Below are 15,330 nucleotides of genomic sequence, written 5' to 3'. Positions count from 1 at the left end.
CGACCCTGTTATTTAATAGTGTTTATCGGCAGAGCTCAGCCTCAGTAGTAGTCAACTTTGAATCGAATCGCAGAGTAATAAGCTCCCGGCCGCAGCGTTTTTTTATTGGCTACCAAACGCATCTCATAATTAAGACGCATACTTCCCGGCTCTATTTCTCCAGTGGGCAACGGACTACCGGGCCTGGCAACATTTCCGTAAGCATCGGCTATCTGCAGACCAACACCCTTCGCTTCACCGTCAACGCCGAATAACCCATCATCATTGTCACCATCAAATGTCATTTGAAAGTGTTGCCAGTCACTTAGTTTTTTTTCAGTACGAGACAATACACAGTTAGTTAACTCAATAGAAAAACCCTTGGATATTCCTTTCCCATCCCGAACGATATCCGCGACCGGTACCGTCTCCATCTCGATCACCTGTTCTTGACTTTCAGTGGCGATGGCGCAGGCGGTATCAATAATGGCTCCTTGCATATTGACTCGCCCCCATCCCTGAGAGGAATAAGCGGCCTGAGAGTCATTTGCCATTAGCAATGAGGCTAATATGCAAGGAAGCATTAATTTTGCATGAAAATGGCTCATAGAATATTCCCTATTCACAAACTTTTCCGTCTCCGGGTATTCCTGAAAAGCATGCGGGCAAGCCCGCATGCTAAATTAAGGAAAACAGCCGGGCTTACTGGTAAGCCAGGGTGAAGTCAGCCACGGACTGGAAGTCGCCCGGGGTGATGACAGCGGTAGAAGCCTTACTGCCCTGCAGATAGGCAGAGAAGTTCAGGGTGTTGTTGCCGTTCTGCAAGGTTTGCGCCGCTGTTGCTTTACCCAGTTCAATCAGCTTACCGGAACCGTCGGTGATGGCGATGCCGGCGCCTTTAGCGGTACCGGTAATGCCCAGCAGTTTGTCGTCCTCTACCGAAGAAGCACCGGTAAATTTGATAGAAACGGTATTGTTTTTACCAGGCGAGGTATCCGTCAGCTCACAGTTTTCCAGCTTAATCACGAAGTTCTTAGGCGTAGACTGGCCGCCGTCTTTCAGCGCCACGTTAGAAACCTGGCCCAGGTTAACGGTCTGGTCTACGGTTTCTGGGGTAATGGAACAAGGAGCGTCAATGATCGCGCCTTTAAAGGTCACGGTACCGTGGCCCTGATCCGTTGCGTGAGCCACAGAAGTTACGCCGAAAGCCAATACTGCTGCCATCATGATTTTGTTCAGTTTCATATTAAATCCCTTACATTCCTTAGTAAGAAAGAGGTACTCATTGACGTCAATTAGATCAACAATTCACTCTTGATGTTTAACGCGCCGCTTTATTATTGGGCGCAGATTCTTTCGCTGATACCTGCCTTTCAGCGTTCCGTATCAGTGGCAACAAATTTACCCCGCCCAGATCAAAAATAAAACGTTATATCGCAAAAAGACAAAAACACATGATTTATACATGAAAAACACACATTAAATAGATTTAAATACCAAAAAATAGAAATTAAATAAGGCTAATTATTTTTTAATACTTGTAAACATAAGGTCTAATTACGATAATTATACAAAGACAGGGAAAAATCCTATTGACCAATATTACGAAGGATTGAAAAAAAGACAGGCAGGTCTCAGAATCATCTCTCGACAGGTAAGTTGACAGGTTGAAAAAATGATTTTCCATATAAATAACAACGTTCTCTATGATGAAGTAGAGAATACGCTGTCGCATATTGATAATGCGGCGACAAAAATAGTCTTACTTAGACCCAGTGCCAGGCTGTTATCACTGTTCATCCGTAACAATAATGTATTGTTAATGCGTGAAAGACTGCTTAATGATGTCTGGGTTGAACATGGCCTTAAAGCTTCGAACAACAACCTGAATAACTATGTTTCAGGACTACGTAAGTCGCTGGCGCAGTTCGGTGAAGAAACGCTGATTGTCACCTATCCACGGCAGGGCTTTAAATTTACCGCTGATATCATTCAAGAAATAAATAGTAAAGGAGGAGAAAAGAGAGATATAAATAATCTTGCAGAGGATGCTGCATTGGGTAATCCGATAGATTTAACTGAGAAAAATAATAGCGCCACGCGCTCATTCAGGCATCTGGCCATGGCGTTCTTTGCCTGCCTGGTGCCGTTTGCCGCTATCGTGCTTTATCAGAATGCCACCCGCATCAGCATGTATCCTTTAGGCGATTACCAGCGTTGCCAGATTTACAGCATGAGTTCAGGCAGCGGCAACCTGCCTCAAATCAGGCAGTTTATCCAGCGCGCCGGTTTTAACTGCCGAAGTAAAGCAGACGTGTATTACTACGACAACATCCGCGACGAAACTTCACAGAAAGACACCGAGTTACTGACCTTCTGCCCACGGGAAGGCGACAGCCCGTGCATTTATAATTATATCGATAAAAACTAGCGTTGATATTGCAAGCGTTATCCCACCAGGCCAGGTAATATTCAGCCCCCTTGGTTTAGCCAAGGGGGGTTTTCTTAAGAGGTGGTACACACAAATAGCGGTGCATGATTATCTGCGAACAGAAAGCGCTGGGTATCTAGCCGTTCAATGCGCCAGTGTAGTTGCATTCCCTTCACCGGCAACCGCCGATTAAAATCCTCAAGCCTTATCGAGTCATGCGGTTTCTTGATATTTTCCTTCACCCACAGCGTATAGTTATTGCCCTGCCGCCGATAATCCATAACCAGAGTGCGCGAGACTACATAGTGATCCTTACCGTCATAGACTCTGCCGTTCAACAATATGTTAATGCGCCGCGGGCCATCAGGAATCACGTTTATCAGAACAATGCGTTCAACGCTGCGGCCGGCAATGTTGTCAGTCACGTGTTCAACCGCCCGGCACTCCGGGATTTGCGGTTTGAAAAATAAAAAGTAACCGGCGATAGCGCAGCAGCCCATAGCCAGTAATGCCACAATCGCGTAACCATATCGTTTCATCGTTTACAGGCCCCAGCCTTCATAGAAACTCTCGCATTGCACCTTGTTATCCGCCATTTGCGACTCTGGGCAGTAATAGAAATAGGACGTTCGGGTTCTCCCGGAGCCATTTGGCGCCAGTGTTTGCGTGTCGTAGTAGAGCAGCGTCGCCGGTTCGTTGCAGTGAATCTGTGGCCGCTCCTTCAGCATGTCGCGCAGATGATCCAAATCGACCTTGTTGATCGCCGGCTTATGATAGGTGGTGATAAGACGCACGCTGCAGCTGTCGATGCGCCCCACGTCGACCGTGCTGGCCGGCAGATAACCCGCATCGAACCATGCCCAAATACTGCAGCCCAGCGCCAGAACCAGCAAAGCCGCCAGTCCGGCGGCTTTGAAACGCGTATAGTTGCGTACAGCGACGGAGCCTACCTCAGGGGGGACGCCCACATCCTGGCCCACCTCCGGAGCCGGATCCTCTGCGGGCGCCTGGCTGTCCGCCGTTTTGATCGTAGCGGCGGTGAACATAAAACCTTGCCGCGGCAAGGTGACGATGATCTCCTCCTCGCCAAGCGAAGAGAACGCCTTGCGTAAAATTGAAATGGTATTGTTGAGGTTATTACCGGAAGCGACCTGGCCGTGAGCCTCCCACACCTGCGTCAACAACGTCTCTCTGGATAACACCAGATTGTTGTTTCTGACTAATGTGGAGAGCAGGCGGTTCAGCGTGGCCGTCAGCGTAATCGGCGGGATATCGTCATGCACCGAGACCAATTCCGATCTATCTTCGTGATATTTAATATTATTATTAATTATGTATCTCATACATTCCCTGCGCTACAAACCATGTCAACGCCAATTCCCCACCAAACAACATGATATTAGCACAGCAATTATAATAAGAAAATTCTTACCAATTGAATATAAATTCATATAAAACAATTAAATAGAAACAACAAATCATAAAGAACAGCGGAACCTTGGACGCAGTTAAAGCTCCCGGCCTTCGCTTGATGCGACAACGTTCATTGCGATATATATAAAAAAACCCGCCATAACGGCGGGCTAATTCGGTTTGAAATTTATCAAACTAAGCGAGCGATTTGCCGCTTCTGCCAGCGCCCGAACAGCAACAGGCCGCACATCGCCCCGAGCAGCGCGCAGAACATGTCAGACTGGGTGTCCCACGGGTCGCCCTGGGTGCCGAGAAATTCGTCGGCGCCCTGGCCCAGCGCCAGCGCCGCCCACCACTCGATCAGCTCATACACGGCGCTGATGGCCAGCGCGATGCAGCACACCACAAAGCCCAGCATCTTGCGGCCCTGCACATAGCCGCCGCGCAGCAGGATCTCGCGCGCCACCAGCGCCGGCACCAGCCCCTGGAAGAAATGCCCCAGTTTGTCGTACGGGTTGCGATCAAGATCCAGCCACTGCTGCACCTCAAACCCCAGCGGCACTCGGGCGTAGCTGTACATGCCGCCGAAAATCAGGATCAGCGCATGGCAGAAAATCAGCGTATAGAGCAGCGGCGTCAGCGGATAACGGCGATGGGTCAGCCACAGCAGCGGCAAAACGATCAAGACCGGCGCCACCTCCATCAGCCAGGTGGTGCGATCGTAAGGGCTGATGCCGCTGTGGATCAGCGCCGCCAGCAGCAGCAGGGTGATAACGAACAACAACAGCGGGGTGCGTGAGGCGGGCATAACCAACGTTCCTTCGGGTCAATAAGGCAATCCCCTCTTTATACCGCAGATCGCACGGCGAAAAAAAACAGGCGGAGCGTCGCCGCTTCGCCTGTTCGAGGTGTGCTTACCTGGGTGGGATTATTTCAGCGCGACGCGGATCACGTCGTCCGGCGCAGTCGCTTCTTTCTCGCGGCTGGAAGCCTGCTTGACGCTGACGTACAGCGTCTGGCCGTCCGGCGACAGCGCCAGGCTGTTCGGGTGGGTCGGCGTTTTAATGGTGTTCAGCACCTTGTAGCTCTTGGCGTCGATTACGCTCACTTCGCCCGCCTGGCGATGGGTCACGTAAACTTCATTGCGCGCCGGGTTGAACAGCACCGCCAGCGATTCCGGCACATCTATCTTGCTCAGGATGTTGCCGTTGCGGGTATCCACCACCAGCACCTGCGGCTGCTTGGAATCGGTGATGAAGGCGCGGTGAGTGGCGGTATCCAGGCTGATGTTCAGGAAGAAGTGCTCTTTAGACTCATCCAGCTTCTTGCGCGACAGCACCTTGTTGCTCTGGGTATCGATGGTCACCAGCTCGCCGTCGGCGTTGGTGACGTACAGGCGTTTGGCGGCGGCGTCCAGCGCCAGGCCAGTGCCGTATTTGCCGGTGCCGGTGATGGTGGCGCGCAGGGTCAGATCCTTGCCGTCCACCACCCATACTACGCTGGAATCCCCCAGCCCGGTGATGTACAGCGTATCGCTGTCGGCATCCGCCACCAGTTCGCGCGGCGCCAGCGGCTTGACGGTTTCGGAGCGCTGGCGCGCGTCCAGCACCAGGCGGCCTTTCACGTCGCCGGTCTTGGCGTCGATGGCGGTTACCGAGTTATTGACGGTGTTGCCGAAGAACAGCGTGCCGGTCTTGGCGTTGACGGCGGCGCCGAACGGCTTGATGTCGTTATGGATAATTTGGGTCACGTCCAGCGTGGTCGGATCCAGACGGTAAACGATGCCGCCCTTGTCCAGCTTGCGGCTCTGCGAGGTGGCCAGGTAGAGCGCGTTCTCGCTCGGGCTGTAGGCCATTTCATAGGCGCCCTTGCCAACCGGCTTGCGCAGCACTTCCGGCGCGGTTTGCGCCTGCAAAGTGTTGGAGAACAGTAGCGTAGACAGCAGCATGAGCGGAAATGCCGCGCGTTTTCCCTTGGTAATCAAAGTATTCATCAAAATCTCCTTATATCCTTCATACTTGCAGCTACATCGGCGTTGGCTGCGCTCGCTCGCCCCAGTCACTTACCTGAGTAAGCTCCTGGGGACTCACGTTCTTGCCACCTTGATGCAGCTGCAATTATTTTGGATATGGCTCAAAAGAGCGGCGTTTTATGTCAAACCAGACGGCCGCCGCATTATCGTTATTAAAAATCAGGCTTTCTCTTCGGAAAGCAGCGCCCACCAGCTGTCGATGGTCGGGTTGCGCGCCAGCGCGATAAAGTCGATGTCGCTGCGGATCTTGCGCCAGCGGGTCGCCAGCTCCATGATGCGCACCGAATCCAGGCCGTAATCGATCAGGTTTTCATCGTTGCCCATGTCTTCGCTGTCTTCATCCAGCAGCGGCAGGATCTGCTGACGCAGCGCATCGATGCTGGCGATGCCGGCCGCCGGCAGCAGAGACGCGGTGGTCACCACCCGGCCGCAGCGGCCGGCGGTGTAGCGCAGCGCCATCAGGTGTTCGTCGCGCGAGAAGTCCGCCAGGCCGTCGGCCACCATGAACGGCTGGATGTTGCGCATGAAGGCGTCGATGGCGGTGGTCAGGCAGCCGATGTGCGCATACACGCCGCAGATGATCAGCTGATCGCGGCCGGACTCCTGCAGGATCTCCTGCAGCGGCGAGCGATGGAAGGCGCTGTAGCGCCATTTCACCAGCACCGTGTCGTCTTCGTCCGGCGCCAGCGCGGCAGTCACCGCCTGTTGCTCAGGGTGTTTGTTCAGGCCCGGCCCCCACATGTCGTTCAACAGCGCGCGATCTTCATCGCTCTGCTGGTTCGGCTGTGCGGTATAAAACACCGGGATGCCCTGCTGCTTGCAGTAGCGGCGCAGGTTGGCGATGTTCTCCACCACCTGTTTAATCAGCGCGCTGTCCTCGCCCCAGAAGTTGAGGAAATACTGCTGCATATCGTGGATCAACAGCGCGGCGCGCTGCGGCTCCACCTGCCAGGTGACTTTATTTTGCGGCAGTTCGTCCGCCGTCGGCAGCGCGTAATCATTAAGTTTTGGAATGGCCATCGATTAATCTCCCTGAGCCTGAGTCTGTAGTTGCGCATCGAGCTGCTGGCGCAGCCGTTTTTTGTCCACTTTGCCGACCGGGGTCAGCGGCAGGCTGTCCACCTGAATAAAGCGATCCGGCAGCTTGAAGTCCGCCACGCCCTGCTCACGCAGGTGGCGGCGCAGCACCACCGGCTTCAGCGGCGCGTTGGCGATGATATAGGCGCAGCTCTTCTCCCCCATCAGCGCATCCGGCATCGACACCAGCGCGGCGTTGATCACGTCCGGATGACGCAGCAGCAGGTTCTCGATCTCCTCGGCGGCGATCTTCTCTCCGCCGCGGTTGATCTGGTCTTTTTGCCGCCCCTGCACGGTGATGTAACCGTCTTCGCTGATGCTGATCAGATCGCCGGAGCAATAGAAACCGTTGGCGTCGAAGGCGTCAGCGTTGTGCGCCGGGCTCTGGTAGTAACCGCGGAAGGTATAAGGCCCGCGCGTCATCAACCGCCCAACCTCGCCCGCCGGCAACGGATTGCCGTCGTCGTCCGCCACCCACACTTCGTCGTCCGGCGACATCGGCCGCCCTTGCGTCGTCAGGATGTGGCGTTCGTCGTCGTCCAGCCGGGTGTAGTTCACCAGCCCTTCCGCCATGCCGAACACCTGCTGCAGTTGGCAGCCAATTTCGTTCTGAATGCGCGCCGCCAGCGTTTCGCCCAGCTTGGCGCCGCCCACCTGCAGCAGTTTCAGGCTGGCGAGCTGGGCATTGCCGCCCCACTCTTCGATCGCCTGCAGCCACAACGTGACCGCCGGCGGCACCAGCGCCGTCACGTTGATTTGGTGCTGTTCGATCAGGCGGAAGCACTGCGCGGCGTCCGGATCGGCGGCGAACACCACCAGTCCGGCGCCATAAAACACGCCCAGCACGCCCGGCGAACTCATCGGGTAGTTGTGCGCCACCGGCAGCGCGCACAGATAGCGGGTCTGCGCGTCGAAACGGCAGATCTCCACGCTGCGGCGAATGCTGTAGTAGTAGTCATTGTGGGTGCGCGGGATCAGCTTCGGCGTACCGGTGCTGCCGCCGGAAAGCTGGAAGAACGCCACCTGGTCGGCCGCGGAAGGCTGCGCGACAAAACCGTCGCTCGCTTCGTCCAGCCAGGCGGCCAGCGCCAGCTCGCCCTCAGGCTGGCTGCGCAGCGCCACGACGCGCAGCGAAGGATGCGCAGCGCGGAAGGCGTTCAGGAATTGATCGTCGGCAAACAGCCCGTGCTGGCGATCGGCGATCAGCAGCGCCGGTTTGATCTGCTCGGCATAGGCGTTCAGTTCGCTGCGCTGATGGCTGAACAGCGCGTTGACCGGCGCCACGCCAATTTTCAGCAGCGCGAAGAACACGATATAGAACTCCGCCACGTTGCCCAGCTGCACCAGCGCGGTGTCGCCGGATTTCACGCCGCGGCGCAGCAAAGCGGCCGCCAGGCGATCGGAGCGCTGCTGCAGCTCGCGGTAGGTCAGGCTGCCCTGGGCGTCGATGATCGCCGGAGCGTCATTGTTGGCCTGACGGTCGAGGATCTCGGTCAGCGGCTTGTCAGTCCAGTAGCCGCGCTCGCGATAGCGGCTGGCGAACTCCGCCGGCCAGGGGGTAAAGGCAATGCTCATCTTGTCGTTATCCTTGATTTATACCAAAGGCACGCAGAATGGTGCTGAGTTTGGTGCCTGTTTCATGCCATTCAGATTCGGGTGAAGAGTCTTCCACGATGCCGGCGCCGGCGAACAGCCGTACCCGGTTGCCGTCAACGGTGCCGCAGCGGATAGTCACAACCCACTCGCCGTTGCCTTCGTCGTCGCACCAGCCGACGATGCCGCCGAACAGGCCGCGATCGAACGGCTCCAGCTTGCCGATCAGGGCGTGCGCCTCGGCCGTCGGCATGCCGCACAGCGCCGGCGTCGGGTGCAACAGGCAGGCCAGCGACAGGGCGTTTTCGTCGGGAGACGCCGCCTCGCCGTCGATCGGCGTGGAGAGATGCCACAGCGTGGTGGTGGTCAACAATTCAGGGGTGTGCGGCACGTTCAGGTAGCGGCAGCGGCCGGCCAGCACGTCACGCATGCTTTCGGTGACGATGCGATGCTCGTGGCGATCTTTCGCCGAGGCCATCAGCCGCTCCCCCACTTCGCGATCGCGCTCTGGGTCGGCCTCGCGCCGGGCGGAACCGGCCAGCGGATTGGAATAGAAACGGCCGCCGTCCTGGCGCAGCAGCAGCTCGGGGCTAGCGCCCAACAGCGCGCCCTGCTCCAGCGGCACATGGAAATGGAAACCGTGCGGGTTCTGGGCAATCACGCGCGCCATCAGCGCATGGCGATCCACCGGCTGACGCGTTTCGATCTCCAGCAGGCGCGACAAGACCACTTTGTCCAACTCACCGGCCTTCATCGCGTCGACGGCGTCGCTGACCATATTCATGAACGGCTGCTGTGGCGGCAGTTCCGTTACCCCGGCCAGCTCCGGCCCGTCCGCCGCCGGCCTAACGCCGGCCATAAAGGCGGCGCGATCGAACCAGCGGCTCTGCTGCGGAATAAACAGCGCCGAAGGCTGCCGGGTATCGAACGGAATGGCGCCGCACAGCAGCGGTTTTTTGATGCCGGCCTGGCGGGCCTCGGCAAACGCCTGCCGTACGCTGCGCTGGAACTCGCCGTTCAGATCGGCGCCGTCCGCGGCCGGCAGGCGAATGCGGCTGAAACAACCGGTGGTGGTCAAGCTGCGGAAAGGGGAGGTAAAGAAGAAGCCCGACGCCGGAGAAAAATCAGCGGCAAACCGCTGCTCTTCGCACTCCTGCACTTCCTTTCGATTGATGTCGTTCACGGCAGTATCCATCGCTTCGCCCTCAAGAATTTGAAGTGATAACCAATATAATAATGATTATCATTTGAGTTAATTCCGCGCTAAATTACTCGCCGATATTTGCTATGTCAATAAACGTAAGCACTTCTTTCATTTCGAAATCATGACATAAACGCTGTGGGTTTTACGCATGCCGATGATAAGCATTGCTATTTGATCCCACAGCGTTGTTTTAACGCGTTCGACTACTTTTCTGTGGCGGGCTGCGGCTCCGGTTTGTGCAGCGTAACCTGGCGCAAACCGGTCATGGCGAACAGCAACAGGATGCCGAGCAGCGCCGCGCCGAAGCCGAAACCGCTGGCGCTCATCGCCGGCAGCATGAAGGCGCCCATCGCCCCCAGCAGCAACGCGCCCAGCGCATCGCCCACCACGTTTTGCGCCGTCCACAGGCCGTTGATGCGGCCAAGGAAGTTATCCGGCGTCAGGCTCTGGATCAGGCCGTATTGCAGCAGCGAGTTCAGCGCGCTCAGGTAGCCGAACGCCACCAGGCACAGCAACGCCAGGCTGTACCACGGCATCAGGCCGAACAGGCCAATAGAGGCGAAAGCCGCGATCGCCGTCAGCAGCATTACCCAACCGGGGCGCGCCACGTGCGCCACGCGCCCGCTGGTGAACGCACCGATGGCCGCGCCGAGCGGCACGGCGGCGTACATATAACCGAGGTGGGCAGCGTCGATGTGCCAACCTTCCGCCATCGCCGGGTACAGCACCCGCACCGCGCTGGCCATGGTCAGCAACGCGCCGATCAGTGCCACCATGCCGATCACCTTGTTCTGGAACAGGAAGGCGAAACCGCCTGCCAGCGCGCGCAGCGGGTGTTCACGCGGCTGCGGTGGCGGCATCAGCTGCGGCAGGCTCAGCAGCGGCAGCAGCGTCAGCAGGGTGCCGAACGCCGCCAGACCGTAGTTCCAGGCGATGCCCATATGGGCGATCACCAGGCCGCCGATCGCCGGAGAAAGAATCGAGCCGAAGCGCACCGTCAGCATGCTGATGGCGCCCGCCTGCACGATGTTTTCGCGGCCCACCAGCGCCGGCGTGGCCGCCAGCAGCGCCGTCACCCCCACCGCGCCAAAGAAGCCGTCCCACACCGCCAGCAGATAAATGGCCGCCAGCGAAGGCGACGGCAACAGGGCATTGAGACACAGGCCGACAAATCCGACGCCGCAGGTGGAACGCGCAAACAGAATCAGCCGGCGTCGCTCATAGCGATCGGCCAATACGCCCCCCATCAGCAGCCCGGCGAACATGCCGCCGCCGGCCAGCGTCACCGCCAGCCCCACCTGCAGGGTGGAACCGGTCAACGCCTGGATCTGCACCGGGATGGCGATCGCCATCAACCCCAGCGCCACAATGGAGATAAAGCGCGCGCAGAACACCGCGCGGAAAGCCCGATTGGTTTTCAGCAGGCTGAAATCAAGCAGGATGGAGGGTTTGCTACTCATCGGTTGTTCACCACATCTTTAAACGGGGATTCTGCAGTTGCGGAGCGCTATGCTAGCACAGATGACGAAATCAATAATGATAATAAAAATCATTGATATTCAATTGTGAGCGACCGCAAGAAACGCCGCCAAACGCGGGATAATCCCCGTGCCTGGCGGCGGGATGAGGGCGTCATTACAGCGTGCGCAAGATCCGGTTCAGCAGCGGCCCCAGCACTTTGAACGACGCCGGCGAAACGATATCGACGTGCGCACAGTCCAGCTCGTGCGCCTGCAGCGCATCGACGTACTGCGACCAGGTCTGCTGCACGTCCATCCCTTCCTGCAGCGTGCGTTTGGCGACGAACAGCGTCGCCTGGCCGTGGAAACGGGCGGTCCGCGTGTGCGACAACAACCGCACCGAATCGGCGTAGTTGGCTTCGATGTTGTCGAACATCGCCGTGCGCGTCTCACCCAGCGCCGGATCGAGCGTGTCCTGCGACACCGCCAGGAACTGCTCGCGCTCGCGCTGCACTTCCTTCAACACGTTGTCGTCCAGCATCACGTCCCAGTTTTGGGTCTCCGGCGGATAGGTATCCAGCAGGCCGAGGAACGCCACCTGCTCGCCGCGCGCCTGCAGCCGGGCGGCAATGCCCTGCGCCAGCGTGCCGCCCAGCGAGTAGCCGATGAAGTGATACGGCCCGTGCGGTTGCACCTGCAACACCGTCTGCAAGTGGGCATCCACCACCTGATCCATATCTTCGCTCAGCGCCAGCGGGCCGTCCGGCCGCGGCGACTGGATGCCGACCAGCGACCAGTGCTGATCGAGATAGCGTGGCAATACGCTGAACTGCCAGGAGAAACCGGACGCCGGGTGCAGACAGAACAGCGTCGGCCCCTCGGTGACGCGCAGCGGCAATACGCTGTCGAAGCCGCTGCGATCGGCCTCTTCCTGCGTGCGATCTTCCGCCAGCAAGGCGGCCAGTTGCTCAACGCGCGACGCCACCATCACCTGGCCGACGGACACCGCCTTGCCCAGATCGCGGCGCAACTCCGCCGCCAGGCGCATCGCCAGCAGCGAATGGCCGCCAAGGGCGAAGAAATCGTCGTCGGCAAACACCTGCTCGCGCTGCAGCAAACGGGCGAATACCGCAGCGATCTCGCTTTCCAACCCGGCCTGCGGCGGCCGCCCCGCCTTGCGCACACCGCCCTGCGGCTGCGGCAAAGCCTTGCGATCCAGCTTGCCGTTGGCGCTCAGCGGCAAATCACTCATTTCCACCAACGCCACCGGCACCATGTGCGGCGGCAGGCGGTCGGCCAGCGCCGCGCGCAAAACTTCCGCATCCCAGCTCGCGCCGGGCTGCATCACCAGATAGCCCACCAGCTGGCGCGCATCGCCGCCGGCGTCCACCGGCGTGCCCTGCAACACCAGCGCATGCGTCACCGCCTGGCGCACGCCCGGCAGCGACAGCAAGGCGTGGTCGATTTCACTCAGCTCGATACGCTGCCCGCGGATCTTCAGTTGATCATCGCTGCGGCCCAAATATTCCACCGCGCCGTCCGGCAGCCAGCGCGCCACGTCGCCGGTACGGTACATCCGTCCGCCCTCGCCGAACGGGTCGGCGACAAAGCGGCTGGCGGTCAGATCAGGCCGGCCAAGGTAGCCGTGCGCCAGCTGCACGCCAGTCAGATACAGATCGCCCGCCACGCCCGGCGGCACCGGCCGCAGGCGCGCGTCCAGAATGCGTAGTCCGGTGTTCCATACCGGCAGGCCGATCGGCACGTTGGCGCCGGTCACCTTCGCCAGCGCGTCGCCGTAGGCCGGATGCCAGGTCACATCCACCGCCGCCTCGGTCGGGCCGTAGAGGTTGTGCAACGGCACTGCCGTGCGGCTTTGCCACAGGCGGCACAGCTCCGCCGGCAGCGCTTCGCCGCTGCAGAACACCTGGCGCAGCGCGGCGCAGTTCGCCACCGCCGCGTCGTCGTCCAGTGCGGCCACGAAAGCCGCCAGCATCGAAGGCACGAAGTGCATCGTGGTAATGCGGTGTTGCGCGATCAGCTGTTGCAGTTGCTGCGGATCGCGGTGCGCCTCCGGCGGCGCCATCACCAGCCGGGCGCCGACCATCAGCGGCCAGAAGAATTCCCACACCGAGACGTCGAAACTGCATGGCGTTTTCTGCAGCACCGCGTCGTCCGCCCCCAGCGGATACTGGTGCTGCATCCACAGCAAGCGGTTGACGATCGCCTGATGGCCGACCAGCACGCCTTTCGGGCGCCCGGTGGAACCGGAGGTAAAGATGATATAGGCCGCATGATCCGGCGTCGGGCCCGCGATCGCCACCCCGGCGGCATGATCGGCCGCCAGCGGCGCGTCATACAGCAAGATTTCGCCCTTGTCGGCGAAGCGCGCCTGCTGCGCCGGGTTGGTGATGACCAGCCGGGGCGCGGCGTCTTCCAGCATCATCGCCAGCCGCTCGTCCGGATAACCGGTATCCAGCGGCAGGTAGGCGGCGCCCGCTTCCACGATCGCCATCAACGCCAGCGACAGGAACACCGAACGCGGCAGCGCCACCGCCACGATGTCGCCCGGCTGCACGCCCTGCGCCACCAGCTGGCGCGCCAGCGCCGTGACCTGCTCGCGCGTTTCGCGGTAGGTGAAATTGAAATGCGCATCCGCCAGCGCCGGCGCGTTCGGCGTAATTTTCGCCTGCTGCGCCAGCAGTTGGCTCAGCGTGGCCGCCGGCACCGGATGCGTCGTGTCGTTGACCCGCGCCAGCAGCGCATGATCGTCGGCGGTCAGCATGTCGGCTTCGCCGATCGGCAACGTTGCCTGCGCGGCGAACTGCGCCAGCAGCAGCGGCAACCGCTGCAGATGCGCCAGCAGTTCCTGACGGCTGTAACGCTCGGCGTTGGCCAGCAGCTCCACCTTCAGCTGATGGTGTTCGTCGATAAACAGCGCAATCTCCAGATCGCGCACCGGCCCGGAGGCCAGATCGTGGGTAATGCCTTCGATACCGGCGAAGTCCAGCTGGTAATCGAACATTTTGAAGTTGAAGACCGTACCGTACAGCGGTTCGCCGTCGCCGATGCGCCCCAGATCGCGCTGTACCTGTTCGGCATCGTAGCGCTGATGGCGGCGCACCGTTTTCAGCTCGCGGCTGATGCGGGCGGCGGCCTCATACAGCGTGGCCTGCGGCTCGAGGTGCATCTCCATCGGCAACACGTTGATCACCGGGCCGGCGGCGCACAGGGCGGCCGATCCGGTACGGCGCATGAAGATAAAACCGGCGCTGAAGCTCGGTTGGCCGCTCAGACGCGACACCCACAGCGCCACCAGCGCCACCGCCATATCGGCGGCGTTCAGCTTCTGCTGCGCGCCGCACTGCACCAGTTCGGCGAAGGTCTGCGGATCGCAGCGCTGTTCCAGCCGGTGGATGCGCGGCGTGGGCGTTTGCCCGGCCAGCGGCTGCGGGCAGAGCGTGGCCGGCGGCGGCAGCTGCCGTGCTTTTTCGAGCCAGAAATCGGCGTCGCGTTGCCAGGCCGGCGCCTGCCGGTAAGCCTGGTATTCCGCCACCACGTCGCTGAACGCCGTGAAAGGCGTCGGTTCCAGCGCGTCGCCGCGGCAAAGATGGGTGTAAATCGCCGCCACGCGGCGCGCGATGGCGGTGAAGCTGAAACCGTCCACCAGCAGATGGTGATAGCGCTGATACCAGAACCAGCGGTCATCCGCCAGACGCATCACCACATGGCGATACAGCGGCGCGCCGCTGCCGGCGCGCAGATCGCTCGCCAGATCGATGTCCATCAGCGCGCGCGCGGCGGCTTCAGGGTCCGGCGACGTCGTCAGATCGACAAGTTCCGGCTCGTGCACCGCCAGCGCGTCGTCCAGCCATTGCACCGGCACGCCGTCACGTTCCGCAAAACGCAGGCGCAGCATGTCCACCTCGCCCAGGCCCTGGATGATGGCCTGCAGCAGAGGCTCCACGGCAATGGGGCCGTTGAGTTCGATGGCGTGAGCCACCGCGTAGGCATTGCGATGCGGGGAGATTTGATCGGCGACCCAGATGCCGGGTTGTGCCGCGACCAGCGGCCATTCGCCCGCAAGCGCCGGGCCGCTGAGAGAGTTAGGGGTATGTGACACTGCTTATTGCTCCCGTGATTA

General features: G+C 59.7%; 12 protein-coding genes. 1 reads left to right on the top strand and 11 read right to left on the bottom strand.

From position 1 onward, the window contains the following. Window positions 1-41: 41 nt before the first annotated feature. Window positions 42-587 carry a fimbrial protein gene (locus IT763_RS01425; protein ID WP_049299760.1) on the bottom strand — a complete coding sequence of 182 codons (546 nt, stop codon included), beginning with the start codon at window positions 585-587 and terminating at the stop codon, window positions 42-44. Between the two features lie 94 nt (window positions 588-681). Beyond that, on the bottom strand, window positions 682-1,224 hold the full coding sequence (locus IT763_RS01420) for a fimbrial protein (protein ID WP_206195096.1): 543 nt from the start codon (window positions 1,222-1,224) through the stop codon (window positions 682-684). A 430-nt stretch (window positions 1,225-1,654) separates the two neighbouring features. Here IT763_RS01420 and IT763_RS01415 point away from each other — a divergent pair, with 430 nt between their 5' ends. After that, complete coding sequence (locus tag IT763_RS01415; RefSeq protein WP_197817679.1) at window positions 1,655-2,410, top strand: winged helix-turn-helix domain-containing protein; 756 nt, start codon at window positions 1,655-1,657, stop codon at window positions 2,408-2,410. Between the two features lie 74 nt (window positions 2,411-2,484). Here the strand turns inward: IT763_RS01415 and IT763_RS01410 are convergent, their stop codons facing one another. From IT763_RS01410 to IT763_RS01370, 9 genes are all read right to left on the bottom strand, one after another. Continuing rightward, entirely contained in the window at window positions 2,485-2,949 is a 465-nt protein-coding gene (locus tag IT763_RS01410; RefSeq protein WP_164053966.1) for a hypothetical protein, read from the bottom strand. Between the two features lie 3 nt (window positions 2,950-2,952). Next, a complete protein-coding gene (locus tag IT763_RS01405) occupies window positions 2,953-3,693 on the bottom strand; it encodes a helix-turn-helix domain-containing protein (protein ID WP_228009779.1) in 741 nt (246 codons plus the stop codon). A gap of 320 nt (window positions 3,694-4,013) precedes the next feature. Continuing rightward, window positions 4,014-4,631 (bottom strand): DUF2238 domain-containing protein, encoded by a 618-nt coding sequence (locus tag IT763_RS01400; protein ID WP_049299592.1) that lies wholly within the window; start codon window positions 4,629-4,631, stop codon window positions 4,014-4,016. A 120-nt stretch (window positions 4,632-4,751) separates the two neighbouring features. Then, window positions 4,752-5,771 carry a PQQ-binding-like beta-propeller repeat protein gene (locus IT763_RS01395; protein ID WP_371811612.1) on the bottom strand — a complete coding sequence of 340 codons (1,020 nt, stop codon included), beginning with the start codon at window positions 5,769-5,771 and terminating at the stop codon, window positions 4,752-4,754. 243 nt (window positions 5,772-6,014) lie between these two features. Continuing rightward, window positions 6,015-6,875 (bottom strand): isochorismatase, encoded by an 861-nt coding sequence (locus IT763_RS01390; RefSeq protein WP_016929399.1) that lies wholly within the window; start codon window positions 6,873-6,875, stop codon window positions 6,015-6,017. 3 nt (window positions 6,876-6,878) lie between these two features. Next, entirely contained in the window at window positions 6,879-8,507 is a 1,629-nt protein-coding gene (locus IT763_RS01385) for a (2,3-dihydroxybenzoyl)adenylate synthase (RefSeq protein WP_164053879.1), read from the bottom strand. Between the two features lie 7 nt (window positions 8,508-8,514). Beyond that, window positions 8,515-9,720 carry an isochorismate synthase gene (locus IT763_RS01380; protein WP_049186371.1) on the bottom strand — a complete coding sequence of 402 codons (1,206 nt, stop codon included), beginning with the start codon at window positions 9,718-9,720 and terminating at the stop codon, window positions 8,515-8,517. 212 nt (window positions 9,721-9,932) lie between these two features. Further along, window positions 9,933-11,189: an enterobactin transporter EntS gene (entS, locus tag IT763_RS01375; protein WP_164053888.1), complete on the bottom strand. Its 1,257-nt coding sequence runs from the start codon at window positions 11,187-11,189 to the stop codon at window positions 9,933-9,935. Between the two features lie 175 nt (window positions 11,190-11,364). Beyond that, the gene (locus IT763_RS01370) at window positions 11,365-15,309 is read right to left on the bottom strand and encodes an enterobactin synthase subunit F (RefSeq protein ID WP_206195095.1); all 3,945 of its coding nucleotides are present in this window, start codon (window positions 15,307-15,309) and stop codon (window positions 11,365-11,367) included. Window positions 15,310-15,330 lie beyond the last annotated feature (21 nt).

The organism is Serratia sp. CMO1, from assembly GCF_015689115.1.
GTDB lineage: Bacteria > Pseudomonadota > Gammaproteobacteria > Enterobacterales > Enterobacteriaceae > Serratia > Serratia marcescens.
The sequence above is the reverse complement of the archived record's forward strand: the minus strand, read 5'-3'. Positions and strand labels throughout refer to the sequence as shown.